Origin of the sequence: Aquimarina atlantica (genome assembly GCF_000626715.1) — a bacterium.
GTDB classification, from domain to species: domain Bacteria; phylum Bacteroidota; class Bacteroidia; order Flavobacteriales; family Flavobacteriaceae; genus Aquimarina; species Aquimarina atlantica.
Window position 1 is genome coordinate 488,270 of record NZ_AQRA01000001.1, and the last position, 14,786, is coordinate 503,055.

Genomic DNA, 14,786 nt, shown 5'->3' on the forward strand with positions numbered 1-14,786 from the left:
TAACATTATGTTTAAATCATTCCTTTTTAAAGAGATTACTACGGGAGTAAAAAGACCCATGATATATATATTCTTTTTCATATTTACAATAATTGCAACTATTGGAGTTATCAATGATAATATTGTATTTGGAGGAGCTATAGGAAACGTACTAAAAAATGCTCCTCATGTAATCACCATGTATGTCGCGAATATGTCAATTTTTGGATTGTTAATCGCTACGGCATATTTTAACAATGCGGCCTTGAGAGATTACCAAAATCATTTTGATGAAATTCTTTTTAGCACACCCATTGATAAAGCTAGTTATTTTTTTGGTCGCTTTTTTGGAGCACTTTTTTTGTCTACAATCCCGCTATTAGGTGTGTTTTTGGGGTTTTTAATTGGGTCTGATATAGGTCCCGAATCAGGGATGATAAATGCCGATAGAGTAGGAGACCTTCAATTAAGTTTTTTTATAAATAATTATTTTTTATATGTATTACCCAATATGTTTGTTTCGGGAGCTATTATTTATGCTGTAGCTCTAAAATGGAAAAGTACAATTATATCTTTTATCGCTACAATTATCATTATTATCGGGTATTTAGTGGCAGGGACATTCTTAACCGATATTAGTACAGAATACTTAGCTGCACTCACAGATATTTTGGGGATTAGAGCATATCAAATAGATTCTAAATATTTTACGAGTATTGAAAAAAACACAAATGTTATATCTGCAAGTGGGTGGTTATTTATAAATAGAATCCTTTGGGTAATTATAGGGCTTGTTATTACCATTAGTTCATATGTGTCTTTTTCATTTGTTCAGAAGAATAAAAAAACAAAAAAAGAAAAGAAAGTAAGCAAAAAAGATACAGCTACAAAAATTTATAGCCTTCCAAAAGTACAAAGTAGCTTTAATTTTACGACTTCAAAAAAGCAGTTTATTAGTTTTTTTAAAATAAACTTTTATACCATTTTAAAAAGTAACACTTTTAAAATAATGCTTATCGCTGGAGCGTTACTCCTGGTCAATAAATTACTAAACGGGTTTGATTTTTATGGTGTTAAGTCATACCCTGTCACTTACAAAACCTTAGATTTTAGTCGACCAGTAAGTACAGTTTTTGGTATGATAATGCTAGTTTTTTTTAGTGGAGAATTGGTATGGAGAGAACGATCAAGTAATATTAGTGGAGTTATTGATGGATCACCGCACAGTTCAATCGTTTTGCTTCTTGCCAAAATTACTTCATTAATAGTAATTAATGTTGTATTTGATGTATTTCTTATTTTGATTTCTATTGGTTATCAATTATTAAGCGGGTATACTAGCCCGGATATTGATATCTATCTATTAGATTTTATTTACTCTGGGTTATCAATGTACATGATATGGTCTTGTATTTTGGTTTTTATACAAATCATTATAAATAATAAATACATAGGTTATTTCTTTTCAGTAATACTTCTTTTCTTGTTTGAGTTTGTTATTGTAGATACTTTGGAAATAGAATCTTATATGTTAAACCTTGGTTTTACGCCTGATTATCAATATTCTGATATGAATGGTTTTAGTGCAGCACTACTTTCAAAAAACTGGTTTAGTCTTTATTGGATATTGTTTGGATTATTACTTGTTACCATTGGAAGTTTGTTATGGATACGTGGTTCTATAAAGGGAATTAAAGATAGAATTAAGTCTGCCAAAAAACATTTTACAAAGAAACATGCATTGACTTTAATTACAATTTTTCATTTATTTCTCTTTACTTCATGTTTTGTTTACTACAATACACAAGTAGTAAACTCTTATAAGTCTGCCAACGAAATAGAATTTATGCAGGTCTCTTATGAGAAGATGTACAAAAAATTTGAAAATATCCCGCAACCCCAATTTGGTGATGTTACCTACGAGGTAGATATATATCCCGAGGAACGTAATTTACTTGCTAAAACTCATATAGCCTTGTTAAACAAGACAAATGAGGCAATAGATGTCTTGCATTATTCTATTTCACGTTACTATGCAACAGAAAAATGGGATATTACTTTAAAGATTCCGGATTCAAAATTAGTTTTTGAAGATAAAGAATTAGGATATCTAATATATAAACTGGATACTCCGTTACAACCCGGTTCTAAAATGAATATTGTTATTGATGCTGTGTATAAAAGTAAGGGGTTCGAAAACAAAGTTTCTAATTTACGTGTGGCAAAAAACGGAACTTTTATCGAATGTGCTTATATATTACCTACAATTGGATATGATGAAAATAATGAGCTCATGGATCAAAATGACAGAAAGAAATATAATCTTCCTATAAGAAAAAAAATGGCACGATTGGATGCTAATGATGATAATAACATTAAGCAAAATTATTTTACAGAAGGAGAATCTGATTGGGTAAATGTTGAAACGATTATTTCGACATCAAACGACCAAATAGCTATTGCTCCGGGAACATTAATAAAAGAATGGAAAGCTAACGGACGCTCATATTTTAAGTATAAAAATGACCACAGCTCTTTAAACTTTGTCAATTTTATGTCTGCAGAGTATGAAGTATCTCGCAAAAAGTGGAATGGTATTGATATCGAAGTATATTATCATAAAGATCATGATTATAATATTGATATGATGCTAGATGCTATAGAGGAATCATTAAAGTATTATACCAAAAACTTTGGACCTTATGTTCATAACCAGGCCAGAATTATAGAGATACCAAGGTATTACAACTTTGCACAGGCATTTCCTGGTACAATGCCTTATACTGAAGGAGGTGGATTTACAACAGATCTGTCAAACCAAAATGATAACAATGTTATTGAAGCTATCATAGCCCACGAAATGGCACACCAATATTGGGCACATCAGGTAGTGGGTGCAAATATGCAGGGAGCTACTATGTTATCTGAAAGTTTTTCAGAGTATGCCGCATTAATGGTAATGAAAAACAGGATAAAAGATGATAGTAAAATGAAACAATATCTAAACTATGATTTTGAAAAATATTTAAAAGGTAGAAGTGCTGAAGCCGAAAAAGAATTGCCTTTGTATAAAGTAGAAAATCAAGGATATATTCATTATGGTAAGGGAAGTGTTATCCTGTATGCTTTACAAGATTATATAGGAGAACAGAAAATAAATACTGCTTTAAAAAACTTTTTGGACGAATATAAATATAAGGAACCACCCTATCCAACAACTCATGATTTTCTAAGACATCTGAAACCGCAAGTACCCGATTCATTAAATTACTTAATAACGGACTGGATAAAAGAAATCACATTATATGATTATCGTTTAAATAGTGCTGACTATAAAAGAAAAGATAACGGAAAATATGAAGTCTCTATGGGTATTGAAGCATATAAAATAAAAGTCGATAGTTTAGGAATAGAAAATAAGGTAAAGCAACGTGATTGGGTAGATATAGGAGTATACAGAGATATAGAAGAAAAGCACTTGATGTATTCAAAAAGGGTGCTGATTACTGATGAGAAAATGAACTTCTCTTTTGAGGTTGATACCATCCCTGCAAAAGCTGTAATCGATCCAAAACGGTTATTAATAGAACGGGTAATAGATGATAACAGAAAAGAATTTTGAGAGCGTGATTTCATGCTTAATATGAAGATACATATATAATAGTATGATACACAAAATCATGGCACCATATTTGGGATGCATACTATAATTATTAAAATAAATTATATTACAATGAGTAAAGGAACAGTAAAATTCTTCAACGATGCTAAAGGTTTCGGTTTTATTAAAGAAGAAGGTTCAAACAAAGAGCATTTTGTTCACATTTCAGGATTAGTAGATGAAATTCGTGAAGGTGATGAAGTTGAATATGACCTTAAAGAAGGTAAAAAAGGATTGAATGCAGTAAACGTAAAAGTTATTTAAACATATACGCTTAAATTTTGTAATAAAGAGGCCTGTCAATTATGATAGGTCTCTTTCTTTATCATACGCTGAAAGAACATTTCTTATAAAGTTTATTATTTTTAAGATAAAATCCTTTCAAAACTCCCGAAAGACATTAATTTTACAGGCCTAAAAAAATAGAAAGTTATGTCTGAGATGACTACAGAGTCAGAAGAAAGAAAAACCGGAAAAGAATTATACAGTTACCAAAAAGGAGCTATCAATAAAATTTTTAAAAGCTTTGAAGATGCTCCCGAAGATTATCACTTGTTATATCAACTACCAACTGGTGGTGGTAAGACAGTGATTTTTTCTGAAATAGTAAGACAATACCTTAAACACCATAACAAAAAAGTATTGGTGATGACACATCGTATAGAGTTGTGTAAACAAACATCTAAAATGCTTACCGGGTTTGGGGTAGTAAACAAAGTAGTTGATAGCAAGGCTAACCTGGATGATCAAGAGGAGTATAGTTGTTTTGTAGCTATGGTAGAAACTTTAAATAATAGACTAAATGAAGATAAACTTGATATCTCAGACATAGGTTTAGTCATTATTGATGAAGCGCATTATAACTCTTTCACTAAATTATTTAAGTTTTTCGAAAAATCTTTTATTTTGGGAGTTACGGCTACACCGTTGAGTTCTAACATGAAATTGCCGATGAAGGATAATTATAACGAACTGATTGTCGGCGAAACAATAGAATCTTTAATCGAAAATGAATTTCTTGCCCGAGCAGAAGTTTTCGCTTATAATATGGGTTTAACCTCTTTAGAAGTTGGATCGAATGGAGATTATACGGTAAAATCATCAGAAGATTTGTATACAAACCAGGATATGCTTGGTAAATTACTGGATGCATATAAAAAACACTCTCTAGGTAAGAAAACACTAATTTTTAATAATGGAATCAATACTTCATTACATGTTTTTGATACATTTAGGGCGGCGGGATTCCCTATTGCACACTTAGATAATACTGCTACAAAAAAACAGAGAAATCAAATCTTAAAATGGTTTAAAGAAACGCCTAATGCGATTTTAACATCGGTAAGTATCCTAACTACCGGATTTGACGAACCTACTGTAGATACTATTATATTGAATAGAGCTACTAAATCTTTGACTTTATATTATCAAATGATTGGTCGTGGTTCTCGTATCCTTAAAAATAAATCTAAGTTTTCTGTAATTGACCTGGGGAATAACCTATATCGTTTTGGACCCTGGGGTGCAGATTTGGATTGGCAAAAAATATTTAATTCTCCAAATTACTATATGGATAAACTCCTTAATGATGAGGAGATTGAAAGTAAGTTCAAACATGAAATGCCAGAGGAATTAAGAGCAGAGTTTGCTAATTCTGAAGAAGTATATTTTGATATCAAAGATACATATATACAATCTGTAAAAAATGGCCAATCATCTAAAGTTGTACTAGAGCAATCGATAGCTCAACATGCCAAGATATGTATCGAAAATAGTGAAGATATTTATGATGCATTAGGATTAGCTAAAATGCTTGGTGAAGATATTAATTATAGAATTCAGGCGTATGCCAAATGTATTAGTAAGAGTACGCATAATTTTTTAACATGGTTAAAAGATGATTACCGAAAGAAACTAAATACATATTTGCGAGATAATTTTGATACTTTATTTGAAGAAATTCATGGCAGACCGCCAGAAGATTAGCATTTAAAATTTCCAAACAATAAAACGACTTTTTTTATTACCCTGCTCCATTGCAATGGTAGTATGCATTGCTTTTAATTTATCTAATTGTTTCTCTAATTTGGGCAAGTGTTCTTTTTTAGAAACCAGACTTGTAAAAAAACCGACTTGTTTGGCAAAAGCAACGCTTTGTTTGACCATTCGTTTTAAAAATAAAGCTTCACCACCATTGCACCATAGCTCGTTGGCTTGGCCTCCAAAATTAAGTTCAAGATGTTCTGCAACACCCAAATTCTTTAACTTTCTAAGTGTTCCTTTAGAAGCTTCTTTTTGTGAAGTATGAAATGGGGGATTACACATGGTAAAATCAAAATACTCCTCGTTTTTTATAACCCCTTCAAATATGTTAGCATTGTTAGTTTGGTGCCTTATTTCAATGGTATTACTTAGATGTTCATTGATTTTAAGAATATTCTTTGCAGAAGTCACAGCTGTTTTATCAATATCAACTCCTACCATATGCCAATTATATACCTGTGCTCCCAAAATGGGATAAATACAATTAGCTCCCATACCAATATCTAAACCTTTTATTTTAGTAGTAGCTCCTTCTTTCGCCAAAACATCGGCTAAATGATGTATATAATCCACTCTCCCAGGAATAGGAGGGCAGAGGTAACCCATTGGGATATTCCAATCTTTTAATCCATAATAATGTTTTAAAAGAGCTCTGTTTAGTTCTAAAACTGCTTTTTGGTTAGAGAAATCTATGGTGCTATTGCCAAACGTATTGATAAATACAAAATTTTCTAATGCTTCGTGGGTAATAACAAGCGCCTCAAAATCATAGGGTTTGTTATGAATATTGTTGGGATGCACGCTTACTTAATTTATTTTATTATTTTTCTCGTTTAATTTCATCAATACCCGGTTTAAACTTCTTAAAGTAATCCCCATGTAATTAGCGATATCTTTTTTAGAAATTACTTCGGTAAGCTCAGGAAAAGCCTTTTTAAGCTTTAAAATATTATCTTCTATGGTATAGGATTGCTGGTAAGAATGCCTTGGGGCTTTATATCCTATTTTAATTGCCATTGCTTTCATAACTAATCGGTTAAATCGTTTGTCATGCTCTAATAAATAATTAAAATGGGTATAAGAGATTTTATAAACCTCTAGTCTCGTAATGGCTTCAATACTACAAAAACTTAGATTACCACTAAAAACTTCTAATTCTCCAAACTTCATTCCTTTACCCAGGAATTCCTGAATGAAATCTTTTCCATTCTCATCAGACAAATAACATTTTGCAATACCTTCTTTAATAATAAAAACCGAAGTGTATCTTTTTTCTTGCTCTATTATTTTTTGTTTTGGCAAAAATCTCTCTTCAAAAAAATAATTAATATCCAAACGACAAAGAATATCAATATAATCCAATAATTCCTGATCTGTTCTTATCATTTTTTTGTCCTCGGACATTTGTCCTTTTTATTTATCACTACAAATTATTTCTTTGAACCCAGTAAAATTATACAATAAAAAAGGGATAAAATAATGCAAATGGAAAGATTATTAAAACAAATAGAATTTATTAAAGAAATTGATAAAATTAAATACATACAACGCCAAACCAAATTATTTAATAGTGATAGACGCGAAAATGATGCAGAACACAGTTGGCATTTGGCAATGATGGCACTTGTTTTAGCAGAGCATTCTAATACATCTATTGATATTCTCAAAATTTTGAAAATGGTATTGATTCATGATATTGTTGAAATAGATACAGGAGATGTATTTATTTATGATACGACAAAAAATCATACGAATACCGAAGAAGAACTAAAATCGGCTAAACGAATATTCGGAATACTACCGGAAGAACAATCAAAAGAACTTATTGAAATTTGGCTGGAGTTTGAAGAAGGAAAAACTAATGAAGCTAAATTTGCCAAGGCATTAGATAGATTTGAACCTACTCTACAAAATGACTCTAATAATGGTGGTACATGGTATGATTTCGATGTAGAATACCAAAAAGTACATGAAAAAACAAAAGCCATAAATAAAGGATCTACTCGTTTGTGGAGATATTCTGAAACACTAATTAATAAGCATTATAAAGTAGTATTAGATGATTAATCAGAAATATTCTATCTACACGGTTAATTTTGCATTGATTTGTGTAAGCTCTTTATTTTTTTCGGCAAGCTATAACATGTTAATCCCAGAATTACCTGCATATTTAAGTAATCTTGGTGGGGCAGAGTATAAGGGGTTGATCATTTCTTTATTTACACTCACAGCAGGATTGTCAAGGCCTTTTAGCGGTAAAATTACAGATACAATAGGGCGCAAACCGGTAATGCCTATTGGTATAATTGTATGTATAATATGTGGTTTTTTGTACCCGGTATTAACTACCATTTCTGGTTTTCTTTTTTTAAGATTATTACACGGTTTTTCTACTGGTTTTAGTCCAACAGCAATTTCTGCGTATATAGCAGATATTGTCCCCAAAGAACGTTGGGGAGAAGCATTTGGGATACAAGGTTTATGTTTTGGTACCGGTTTGGCTTTAGGGCCAGCTCTGGGTAGTTTTATTAAAATGTACTATTCTTTTGATGTACTCTTTTATAGTTCTTCATTAATTGCTTTTATAGCTGTTGCGTTACTAGTTAATGCAAAAGAAACATTAAAAAACAGGCAGCGTTTTAGTAAATCAACTCTCAAGATTTCTAGAAATGATATTATTGCTATAGAAGTTTTGCCATCTGCAATTATAACTTTTTTATGTTATATCGCTTTTGGAGTTATTTTGACCTTAATTCCTGATTGGAGTGATTATTTAGGAATCAAGAATAAAGGAACATTTTTTATTGTTTTCACTATTTCCTCTCTGTGTATTCGATTTGTTACAAGAAAAGTATCAGACAATTATGGAAGAAAAATGATTATTATGATGAGCCTTATCATTTTGTTTTTGGCATTAATTCTCATAGGTTTTTTAGATACGACTAATGGATTACTTATTGCGGCGGTTTTCTATGGATTAGCAATGGGGGTATTATCCCCAACATTAAACGCCTGGACTGTAGATATGAGTGATCCAAACTATAGAGGAAAAGCAATGGCAACAATGTATATTGCACTAGAAGCAGGTATTGGTTTGGGAGCTTTCTTTTCTGGATGGTATTATCAAGATGTGATTTCTAAAATCCCACTCATTATGTATGCGTGTGCATTTATGGTTTTTATAGCATTTATCTATATGCTATATAAACTTAAAGAAAAGTCATAAAAGTACTAAAGCCATTTTGCTTTTATATCTTTATATTTTGTTCTTCCGATAGGAATAAGTTCTCCGTTTTTTAATTCTGCAATATACTTACTACCTGATTTTACAATGATTTCTTTTATTTCCGATATTTTTACCAAATATGATTTATGAATACGTTCAAAAGTATCTGGTAGTAATTGCTGCAACTTTTCGAGAGATTTATCATGCAATTCTTTTTTTCCGTTAGTAAGGAATAGTTCTGTATAAGCACCTGCACCTTTTATAAACAATACATCTTCGATAGGGATTAATTGTATTCGCCCTTTTTTCTTAACTGCCAATAGTTTAATCTTATGGGTTTCTGTTCTTTCTTTTGATAAAATCCTATTAAAGGCTTGCTCTAACCTGTCCATGCTAAAAGGCTTAGGAACAAAGTCTAACACTCCATACTCAAAAGCTGATATTGCTTGGTCACTATTTGCAGAAATGATAATGGTATGAAATGATTCTGATACTGCCGTACCAAGGATATCAAAACCACTTTCTCCGTTAAGATTTAAATCCAGAAGTACCACATCCAGCGAGTTATTTTTAATAAACTCCAGTGCTTCCGGTAGTGCTTCTACACGATGCAGCGAGCCAAGCGTGTCTGTAAAAAAGCCCCTGGTCATTCTTTCAATTCTCTTGGCTATTCTGGCTTCATCTTCGACTATTAAGATATTCATAGGGCTAGTTATCTATTTTTATACTGTTTTTCCAACCATTAGGTATAGCTTCAGAAGAAAAACTCCATTTTGAAGCATAGCTTTCTGTTAGTCTTGCTTTTATATACTTAATTCCGGTACCTTCTATTATCTTTTTTTCTGCATTTCTCACTTTGGCAATAGTCAAAAATGTATAGGTTTTATAAATATCACCAGTTTCAAAAATTAATTTGAATGTTATACTATTATTATCATTAGGAAGGCCATGAGTTATTCCATTTTCTAATAAGGTATGTAGTATTGCCGGAGGAATTTTTTGATCAGGATCTATATTTTCTTCTTCCCAATGATATTTTATTTCCTTTCGATACTCCATAATATTAAGATGTGTACGACATAATTCTATTTCCTGACCAATAGGAATTAGGGTTTGACTCTCTATTTGGTTAAAAAGTTTAAATTCCTGTGCCAGTGCTTCTATAAATGCAACTCCTTTTTGTGGTGATTCCTCGACCCAATCTATCAATGAAGTTAATGTATTCATTAAAAAATGTGGTTGAATATTCTTTTTTAGTAATTCTAGTCGAAGGCGAGTAGATTGTACCAAAGATTCCTCATACGCCAGTCGTTGTTCTTTTATTCTTACAGAGAGGATATAAAACATACTTAGAAGGATAATTCCAAAACCTGCAAAAAGACTAATATCGTAATAGGTAATGGCATTTATAAGGGCAGATAGGATCAATGCCAATAGCACTATAATAGCACCTTTCATCTTTTTGTAAACCCCAAAAAGAATAATCCCAAAAGAAAAAAACCACATAGTCATACTCATGTTATATGCGGTTAAATCATAACTATAATGATTGACTAGAAAGACAAATAGCAATATCGCAAAATAGAATAACAGAATAATTTTTTGTTTTGGAAAAGGAAATTGTAATGAAAAATATAAAGGCACTAAAATAGCGATACAAAATGTTAATCCACCTATAATTTCTAATCGAATATGGTGTTGACTATAATGAATGGGCACATAAAATTTAACGTACTCCACCATAATTAAAGCAAAAAACAGAAAACAATTAATACTAAAAATTAAGATAGGGTACTTTTTTTTCTCACTTAGAAAAAGAAAAAGGAAATATAAAGAAGCTATTAAGAATGCACCTGCAAAAATGTGCATAAATGCAGTGTTAATAAGTTCGGATCGAACCAAATAATCATAATCATTAATATAAACATGTAGTTTTCTAGAATGATTAGGATAATAATGTAGGCTAGTTCGTAATGCCAGTACGTGAGATCCTGTTGTTGCTAAGGTATCTGGAATACTAAAAGTTGCCCACAATTCACCAGACGGATCATGAGTAGTTTCTTGCCCAGGGCTTCCATTTTCACCAATTTGTATTCCATCCCAAAAGACATCGTATTCTCCAAAAGTATTTATAAATACTCCATAACGCTGAAATGATTCAGGGGACTTTGTAATTTCAATTTTGGTTCTGGACCAAAAAATTTCTCCTCCCGTTACATCTACTTTGTTTTCCCATTGTTGGTCATTCCAGTTTTTGTCAGCCCATTCTGGATGATCTCCAATTTTATATCGTGAATCTTTGGTCTCAGAAACACGATCTCTAGAGCAAGAACTTACTAATAGAATTGTAAATACTAAAAGGAAATAGTGTAATAATTTATAATTCATGTATTGTAAAATAGTATCAAGTAAAATTAACTTAAAAACCGGACTTCTTAGAGCTGTTCAGTCATATATAGAGCAGTTGATAAAAAATACCTTGAAAAGATACTAACTAAAACCGAGTTTTACTCCTATCAATTAAAAATCGACAGTATGTGATATGCCATGGTTTATTAGATAAATGAAAATCTAAATGCACATTGGCAAATTCCATCTGATAACTAAAAAAAGTAAACAAACAGATGAAACAAAATTTAACAGCCTTACTATTAGTATGGTTTTCAATAACCTATACTATGGCACAACAATCAAAAACAGGAAAAGCAGAAGTTACCGGAAAAGTAATTGAGAATGTTACAAATGAAGCGTTACCATTTGCATCAGTACTTATAAAAGATGCGTCACAGCAATTAGTTGAAGGAGTAATCACCAACGAAGAAGGAGTCTATACCATTATGGATATTCCTGTAGGAAATTATAGCTTAGAGGTAACATATACCGGGTTTAAAGCGCATTCACAACCATTAGAAATTACAGAAACTCGTCAAAAAATAAATTTAGAACCAATTCTATTACTAGAAGAAACCGTATCCCTGGATGAAGTAAAGATTACTACCGAGACATCACAAGTTTCTTTACGTTTAGATAAAAAGGTATTTAAAGTAGGCAAAGATATATTATCACAAAGTGGTTCGGTTACCGATGTATTAGGTAATGTACCATCGGTAGCAGTAGATCCTTCAGGAACGGTACAACTAAGGGGTAATGCCAATGTTACTATTTTAATTAATGGCAGACGTTCTGGTTTAACATCTGCACAGGCATTAGAACAAATCCCTTCTGATAATGTAGATCGGGTAGAGGTAATCACTACTCCTTCTGCAAGGTATGATGCATCTGGGTCGGCAGGGATCATTAATATTATTCTTAAGAAAAATACCAAAGGAGGACTAACAGGGCAATTAAGAGGTGTCGTGGGAACCCCAGACGACTATAGATTATATGGTAGTTTTAGTTATAAAGCAGAAAAGTTTAATTTTTTTGCTAATGCCGGAATTCGATATACAGATTATGAAGGAGAATATACTAAACAACAAACATCGACCAGAAATAATACTATTGTAAATTTAGATCAGCGTGAAGATCAGGATAGACATGATGATGGAAAATTAATTTATGTTGGTGCAGATTACTATCTAAATAAAAATAATTCGATCACAGCTGCTTTTTATAGAAATCAAACAGAAGATACAGATGAAACGAAACTTACTTATGGATATACCTCTACTACAGCAGCAATCGATAGTATATTAACTACGCTAGGAAACTCTAAAGAAAAAAGATCCTATAACCAACTTGAAATGAACTATACCAAAACCTTTGCAAAGGAAGGAAGGAAATTAACCTTTGACCTACAGTATGATTTTTGGGATAGTACCAAAAAATGGAATGTTCGTACTCAAAAAGAAACTCCTATAATGACTCCAATATCAAATTTGAGAACAAAATCTACAAACAACAATAATGATATTGTTTTACAATCTGATTTTGTAACTCCTTTTGGAGAAAATACAAAATTGGAAATCGGAGCCAAATTTGAAAACAGGCATGTAACCGATGGATTTATTGCAGAAGAACTTGTAAATGGTAACTATCAATTATTAGACAATTTGGATAATGAAATAGCATATGATGAGCAAATTATCGGAGGGTACGTTCAATACGGAAGTAAGATTGGTAAGTTTAGCTATTTGTTAGGTCTACGAATCGAAGATACTAATATTAGGATTAAAGATGAGGAAGGTAGCTTTAATAACACTAACACTTTTACTAATTTGTTTCCTACATTAAATCTTGGGTATGCTATTGGTGAAAACACAAATTTTCAGTTAAACTATAGTAAAAGAATAAACAGACCATCACTATGGCAGTTAAATCCATTCTCTGAACTTGAAGATTTTAATGTTCGATTTTTTGGTAATCCAACACTAAAATCTGCTTTTACAGATGCAGTAGAGTTATCACTTTTACAAAAAGGAACAAAATTCACTTTAAATCCAAGTATTTACTATTCTTATACTACTGATGATACACAATGGTATACCACTCAGAATAGTGATGGTGTTTTTGTAAGTACAATTATCAATTTAGATTTAGAGAAACGCTATGGTTTTGAACTTTCTGCTTCATACAACCCACTAAAATGGCTTAGTTTTAATGGAGATTTTAATGCCTATCGCTTTGATCAGGAAGGTATAACTGGCACACAACAACTGGACTTCTCTGACGAGACATGGCAAACTTCTATAAATACCAGAATAAAGCTTAAACATGGGATCTCTATTCAAAGTAGATTTAATCACCAGGGAGAAAGAGGTAATGCGCAATCTAAAAGAAAATCGATTTCTTATGTAAATCTTGGGGCAAGTAAGAAGTTATTTAACAATCGAGGAAACTTAATTTTTAATGTTAGTAATGTTTTTGACAGCCGTAAAACCAGACAGGAGATAACCGGAACCGATTTTTTTGTAAACCAGATGAGCAGTCGTAATGGTGCAAGATGGTCATTGAGTTTTGTATACAAGTTTAATGGTAAATCGGGACACAAAACCAGACAAGTACAGCGAAGTAATAGAAATTAGTTGGGTACATAATAACTTGTATTACTTAATGTTATAAAAATTAAGCAATGAGAATTAAATAAAACACATATAGTGCTAATAATAAGTGTTTTATAATTGTTATTTAGAATCATTATACTAAACTGGAAAACGCCCCGGGTTTTCCGGGACGTTTTCAGTACAACTGGATGTTGTGCCGGAAAACCCGGGGCAACTCCAGTACAACTATATTTGTTCCCGGAAAATCCAACGATATTTTTTGTGTTACTAGAGTACTCCTTCGTTTTAAAAGTATTTTTTATGGTAAACAAGAGTCCGTAATCCGATTTTTCTTATAGAAGTATGCTTTCATTTCATTAACCATGTACAAAATGACTAAAAAATAGATTAACCAGTTAAAACACCATCTAATCTTGTTGTTTATCACAAAGCATTGAAGGCAATCGCTTCGGACACTAAATTTGGAAGAGATATTAATACAAATTTTACAATTATGAGAATGCCTTTTTTAGAATTTATTACCAGTGGAGATTTAAAATTCATTATTGCTTTTTGCATATGTACCGGTATAGCTGGGTATCATTTTTTTAAAAAACTACAAACTAAAAAAGAAAAGGGAAATCAGGTGTTGGTCAAACATCATAATCAAAAAATTAGTAGTGCTGCTTTTTGGGTACTGATACTAAGTGTTTTGTCTTTATTATTAGGATTGATGCATAGCTTTTATTTTATAGGAAAAACCGGAGGAATCGCCCCGGGATTAATCTTTCAAGGGATTTCTAATACACTAATTACTCCTGTATTAGGGATTTGCCTCTATATGGTTTGTAGAATTTTGCACGGAATAAGCAATTCTAATCTATCAAAATCTTAA

At 31.7% G+C, this 14,786-nt stretch carries 11 protein-coding genes; 7 read left to right on the top strand and 4 right to left on the bottom strand.

What is annotated here, in order from left to right; genetic code table 11:
- Positions 1-7 precede the first annotated feature (7 nt).
- From ATO12_RS02155 to ATO12_RS02165, 3 genes are all read left to right on the top strand, one after another.
- Entirely contained in the window at positions 8-3,601 is a 3,594-nt protein-coding gene (locus ATO12_RS02155; protein WP_034238228.1) for a M1 family aminopeptidase, read from the top strand.
- A 111-nt stretch (positions 3,602-3,712) separates the two neighbouring features.
- Entirely contained in the window at positions 3,713-3,904 is a 192-nt protein-coding gene (locus ATO12_RS02160; protein WP_025663869.1) for a cold-shock protein, read from the top strand.
- A 168-nt stretch (positions 3,905-4,072) separates the two neighbouring features.
- Positions 4,073-5,626, top strand: a complete 1,554-nt coding sequence (locus ATO12_RS02165) for a DEAD/DEAH box helicase (RefSeq protein ID WP_034238229.1) — start codon at positions 4,073-4,075, stop codon at positions 5,624-5,626.
- Between the two features lie 3 nt (positions 5,627-5,629).
- Here the strand turns inward: ATO12_RS02165 and rlmF are convergent, their stop codons facing one another.
- Both rlmF and ATO12_RS02175 read right to left on the bottom strand, forming a co-directional pair.
- Positions 5,630-6,484, bottom strand: a complete 855-nt coding sequence (rlmF, locus tag ATO12_RS02170) for a 23S rRNA (adenine(1618)-N(6))-methyltransferase RlmF (RefSeq protein WP_034238231.1) — start codon at positions 6,482-6,484, stop codon at positions 5,630-5,632.
- Positions 6,485-6,490: 6 nt separating this feature from the next.
- On the bottom strand, positions 6,491-7,087 hold the full coding sequence (locus ATO12_RS02175) for a Crp/Fnr family transcriptional regulator (RefSeq protein WP_051575540.1): 597 nt from the start codon (positions 7,085-7,087) through the stop codon (positions 6,491-6,493).
- Between the two features lie 75 nt (positions 7,088-7,162).
- On the opposite strand from ATO12_RS02175, the gene ATO12_RS02180 reads away from it, so the two are divergent.
- Both ATO12_RS02180 and ATO12_RS02185 read left to right on the top strand, forming a co-directional pair.
- Positions 7,163-7,750, top strand: coding sequence for an HD domain-containing protein (locus tag ATO12_RS02180; protein WP_034238232.1), 588 nt, complete (start codon positions 7,163-7,165; stop codon positions 7,748-7,750).
- On the top strand, positions 7,743-8,909 hold the full coding sequence (locus tag ATO12_RS02185; RefSeq protein ID WP_034238235.1) for an MFS transporter: 1,167 nt from the start codon (positions 7,743-7,745) through the stop codon (positions 8,907-8,909). The genes ATO12_RS02180 and ATO12_RS02185 overlap by 8 nt, the downstream gene beginning before the upstream one ends.
- A 5-nt stretch (positions 8,910-8,914) precedes the next feature.
- Here the strand turns inward: ATO12_RS02185 and ATO12_RS02190 are convergent, their stop codons facing one another.
- Both ATO12_RS02190 and ATO12_RS02195 read right to left on the bottom strand, forming a co-directional pair.
- Entirely contained in the window at positions 8,915-9,613 is a 699-nt protein-coding gene (locus ATO12_RS02190; protein ID WP_034238239.1) for a LytR/AlgR family response regulator transcription factor, read from the bottom strand.
- Between the two features lie 4 nt (positions 9,614-9,617).
- The gene (locus tag ATO12_RS02195; protein ID WP_051575541.1) at positions 9,618-11,297 is read right to left on the bottom strand and encodes a histidine kinase; all 1,680 of its coding nucleotides are present in this window, start codon (positions 11,295-11,297) and stop codon (positions 9,618-9,620) included.
- A 236-nt stretch (positions 11,298-11,533) separates the two neighbouring features.
- Between ATO12_RS02195 and ATO12_RS02200 the strand changes: the two genes are divergently transcribed.
- Complete coding sequence (locus ATO12_RS02200) at positions 11,534-13,933, top strand: outer membrane beta-barrel family protein (protein WP_034238244.1); 2,400 nt, start codon at positions 11,534-11,536, stop codon at positions 13,931-13,933.
- A gap of 472 nt (positions 13,934-14,405) precedes the next feature.
- Entirely contained in the window at positions 14,406-14,786 is a 381-nt protein-coding gene (locus ATO12_RS02205) for a hypothetical protein (RefSeq protein ID WP_131248750.1), read from the top strand.

Bases quoted from the DNA above. Each gene is read 5' to 3' on its own strand.
- ATO12_RS02155 (WP_034238228.1), top strand. From the start codon at position 8: ATGTTTAAATCATTCCTTTTTAAAGAGATTACTACGGGAGTAAAAAGA.
- ATO12_RS02175 (WP_051575540.1), bottom strand. From the start codon at position 7,087: ATGTCCGAGGACAAAAAAATGATAAGAACAGATCAGGAATTATTGGAT.
- ATO12_RS02165 (WP_034238229.1), top strand. From the start codon at position 4,073: ATGTCTGAGATGACTACAGAGTCAGAAGAAAGAAAAACCGGAAAAGAA.
- ATO12_RS02185 (WP_034238235.1), top strand. From the start codon at position 7,743: ATGATTAATCAGAAATATTCTATCTACACGGTTAATTTTGCATTGATT.
- ATO12_RS02190 (WP_034238239.1), bottom strand. From the start codon at position 9,613: ATGAATATCTTAATAGTCGAAGATGAAGCCAGAATAGCCAAGAGAATT.
- ATO12_RS02160 (WP_025663869.1), top strand. From the start codon at position 3,713: ATGAGTAAAGGAACAGTAAAATTCTTCAACGATGCTAAAGGTTTCGGT.
- ATO12_RS02180 (WP_034238232.1), top strand. From the start codon at position 7,163: ATGCAAATGGAAAGATTATTAAAACAAATAGAATTTATTAAAGAAATT.
- ATO12_RS02195 (WP_051575541.1), bottom strand. From the start codon at position 11,297: ATGAATTATAAATTATTACACTATTTCCTTTTAGTATTTACAATTCTA.
- ATO12_RS02205 (WP_131248750.1), top strand. From the start codon at position 14,406: ATGAGAATGCCTTTTTTAGAATTTATTACCAGTGGAGATTTAAAATTC.
- ATO12_RS02200 (WP_034238244.1), top strand. From the start codon at position 11,534: ATGAAACAAAATTTAACAGCCTTACTATTAGTATGGTTTTCAATAACC.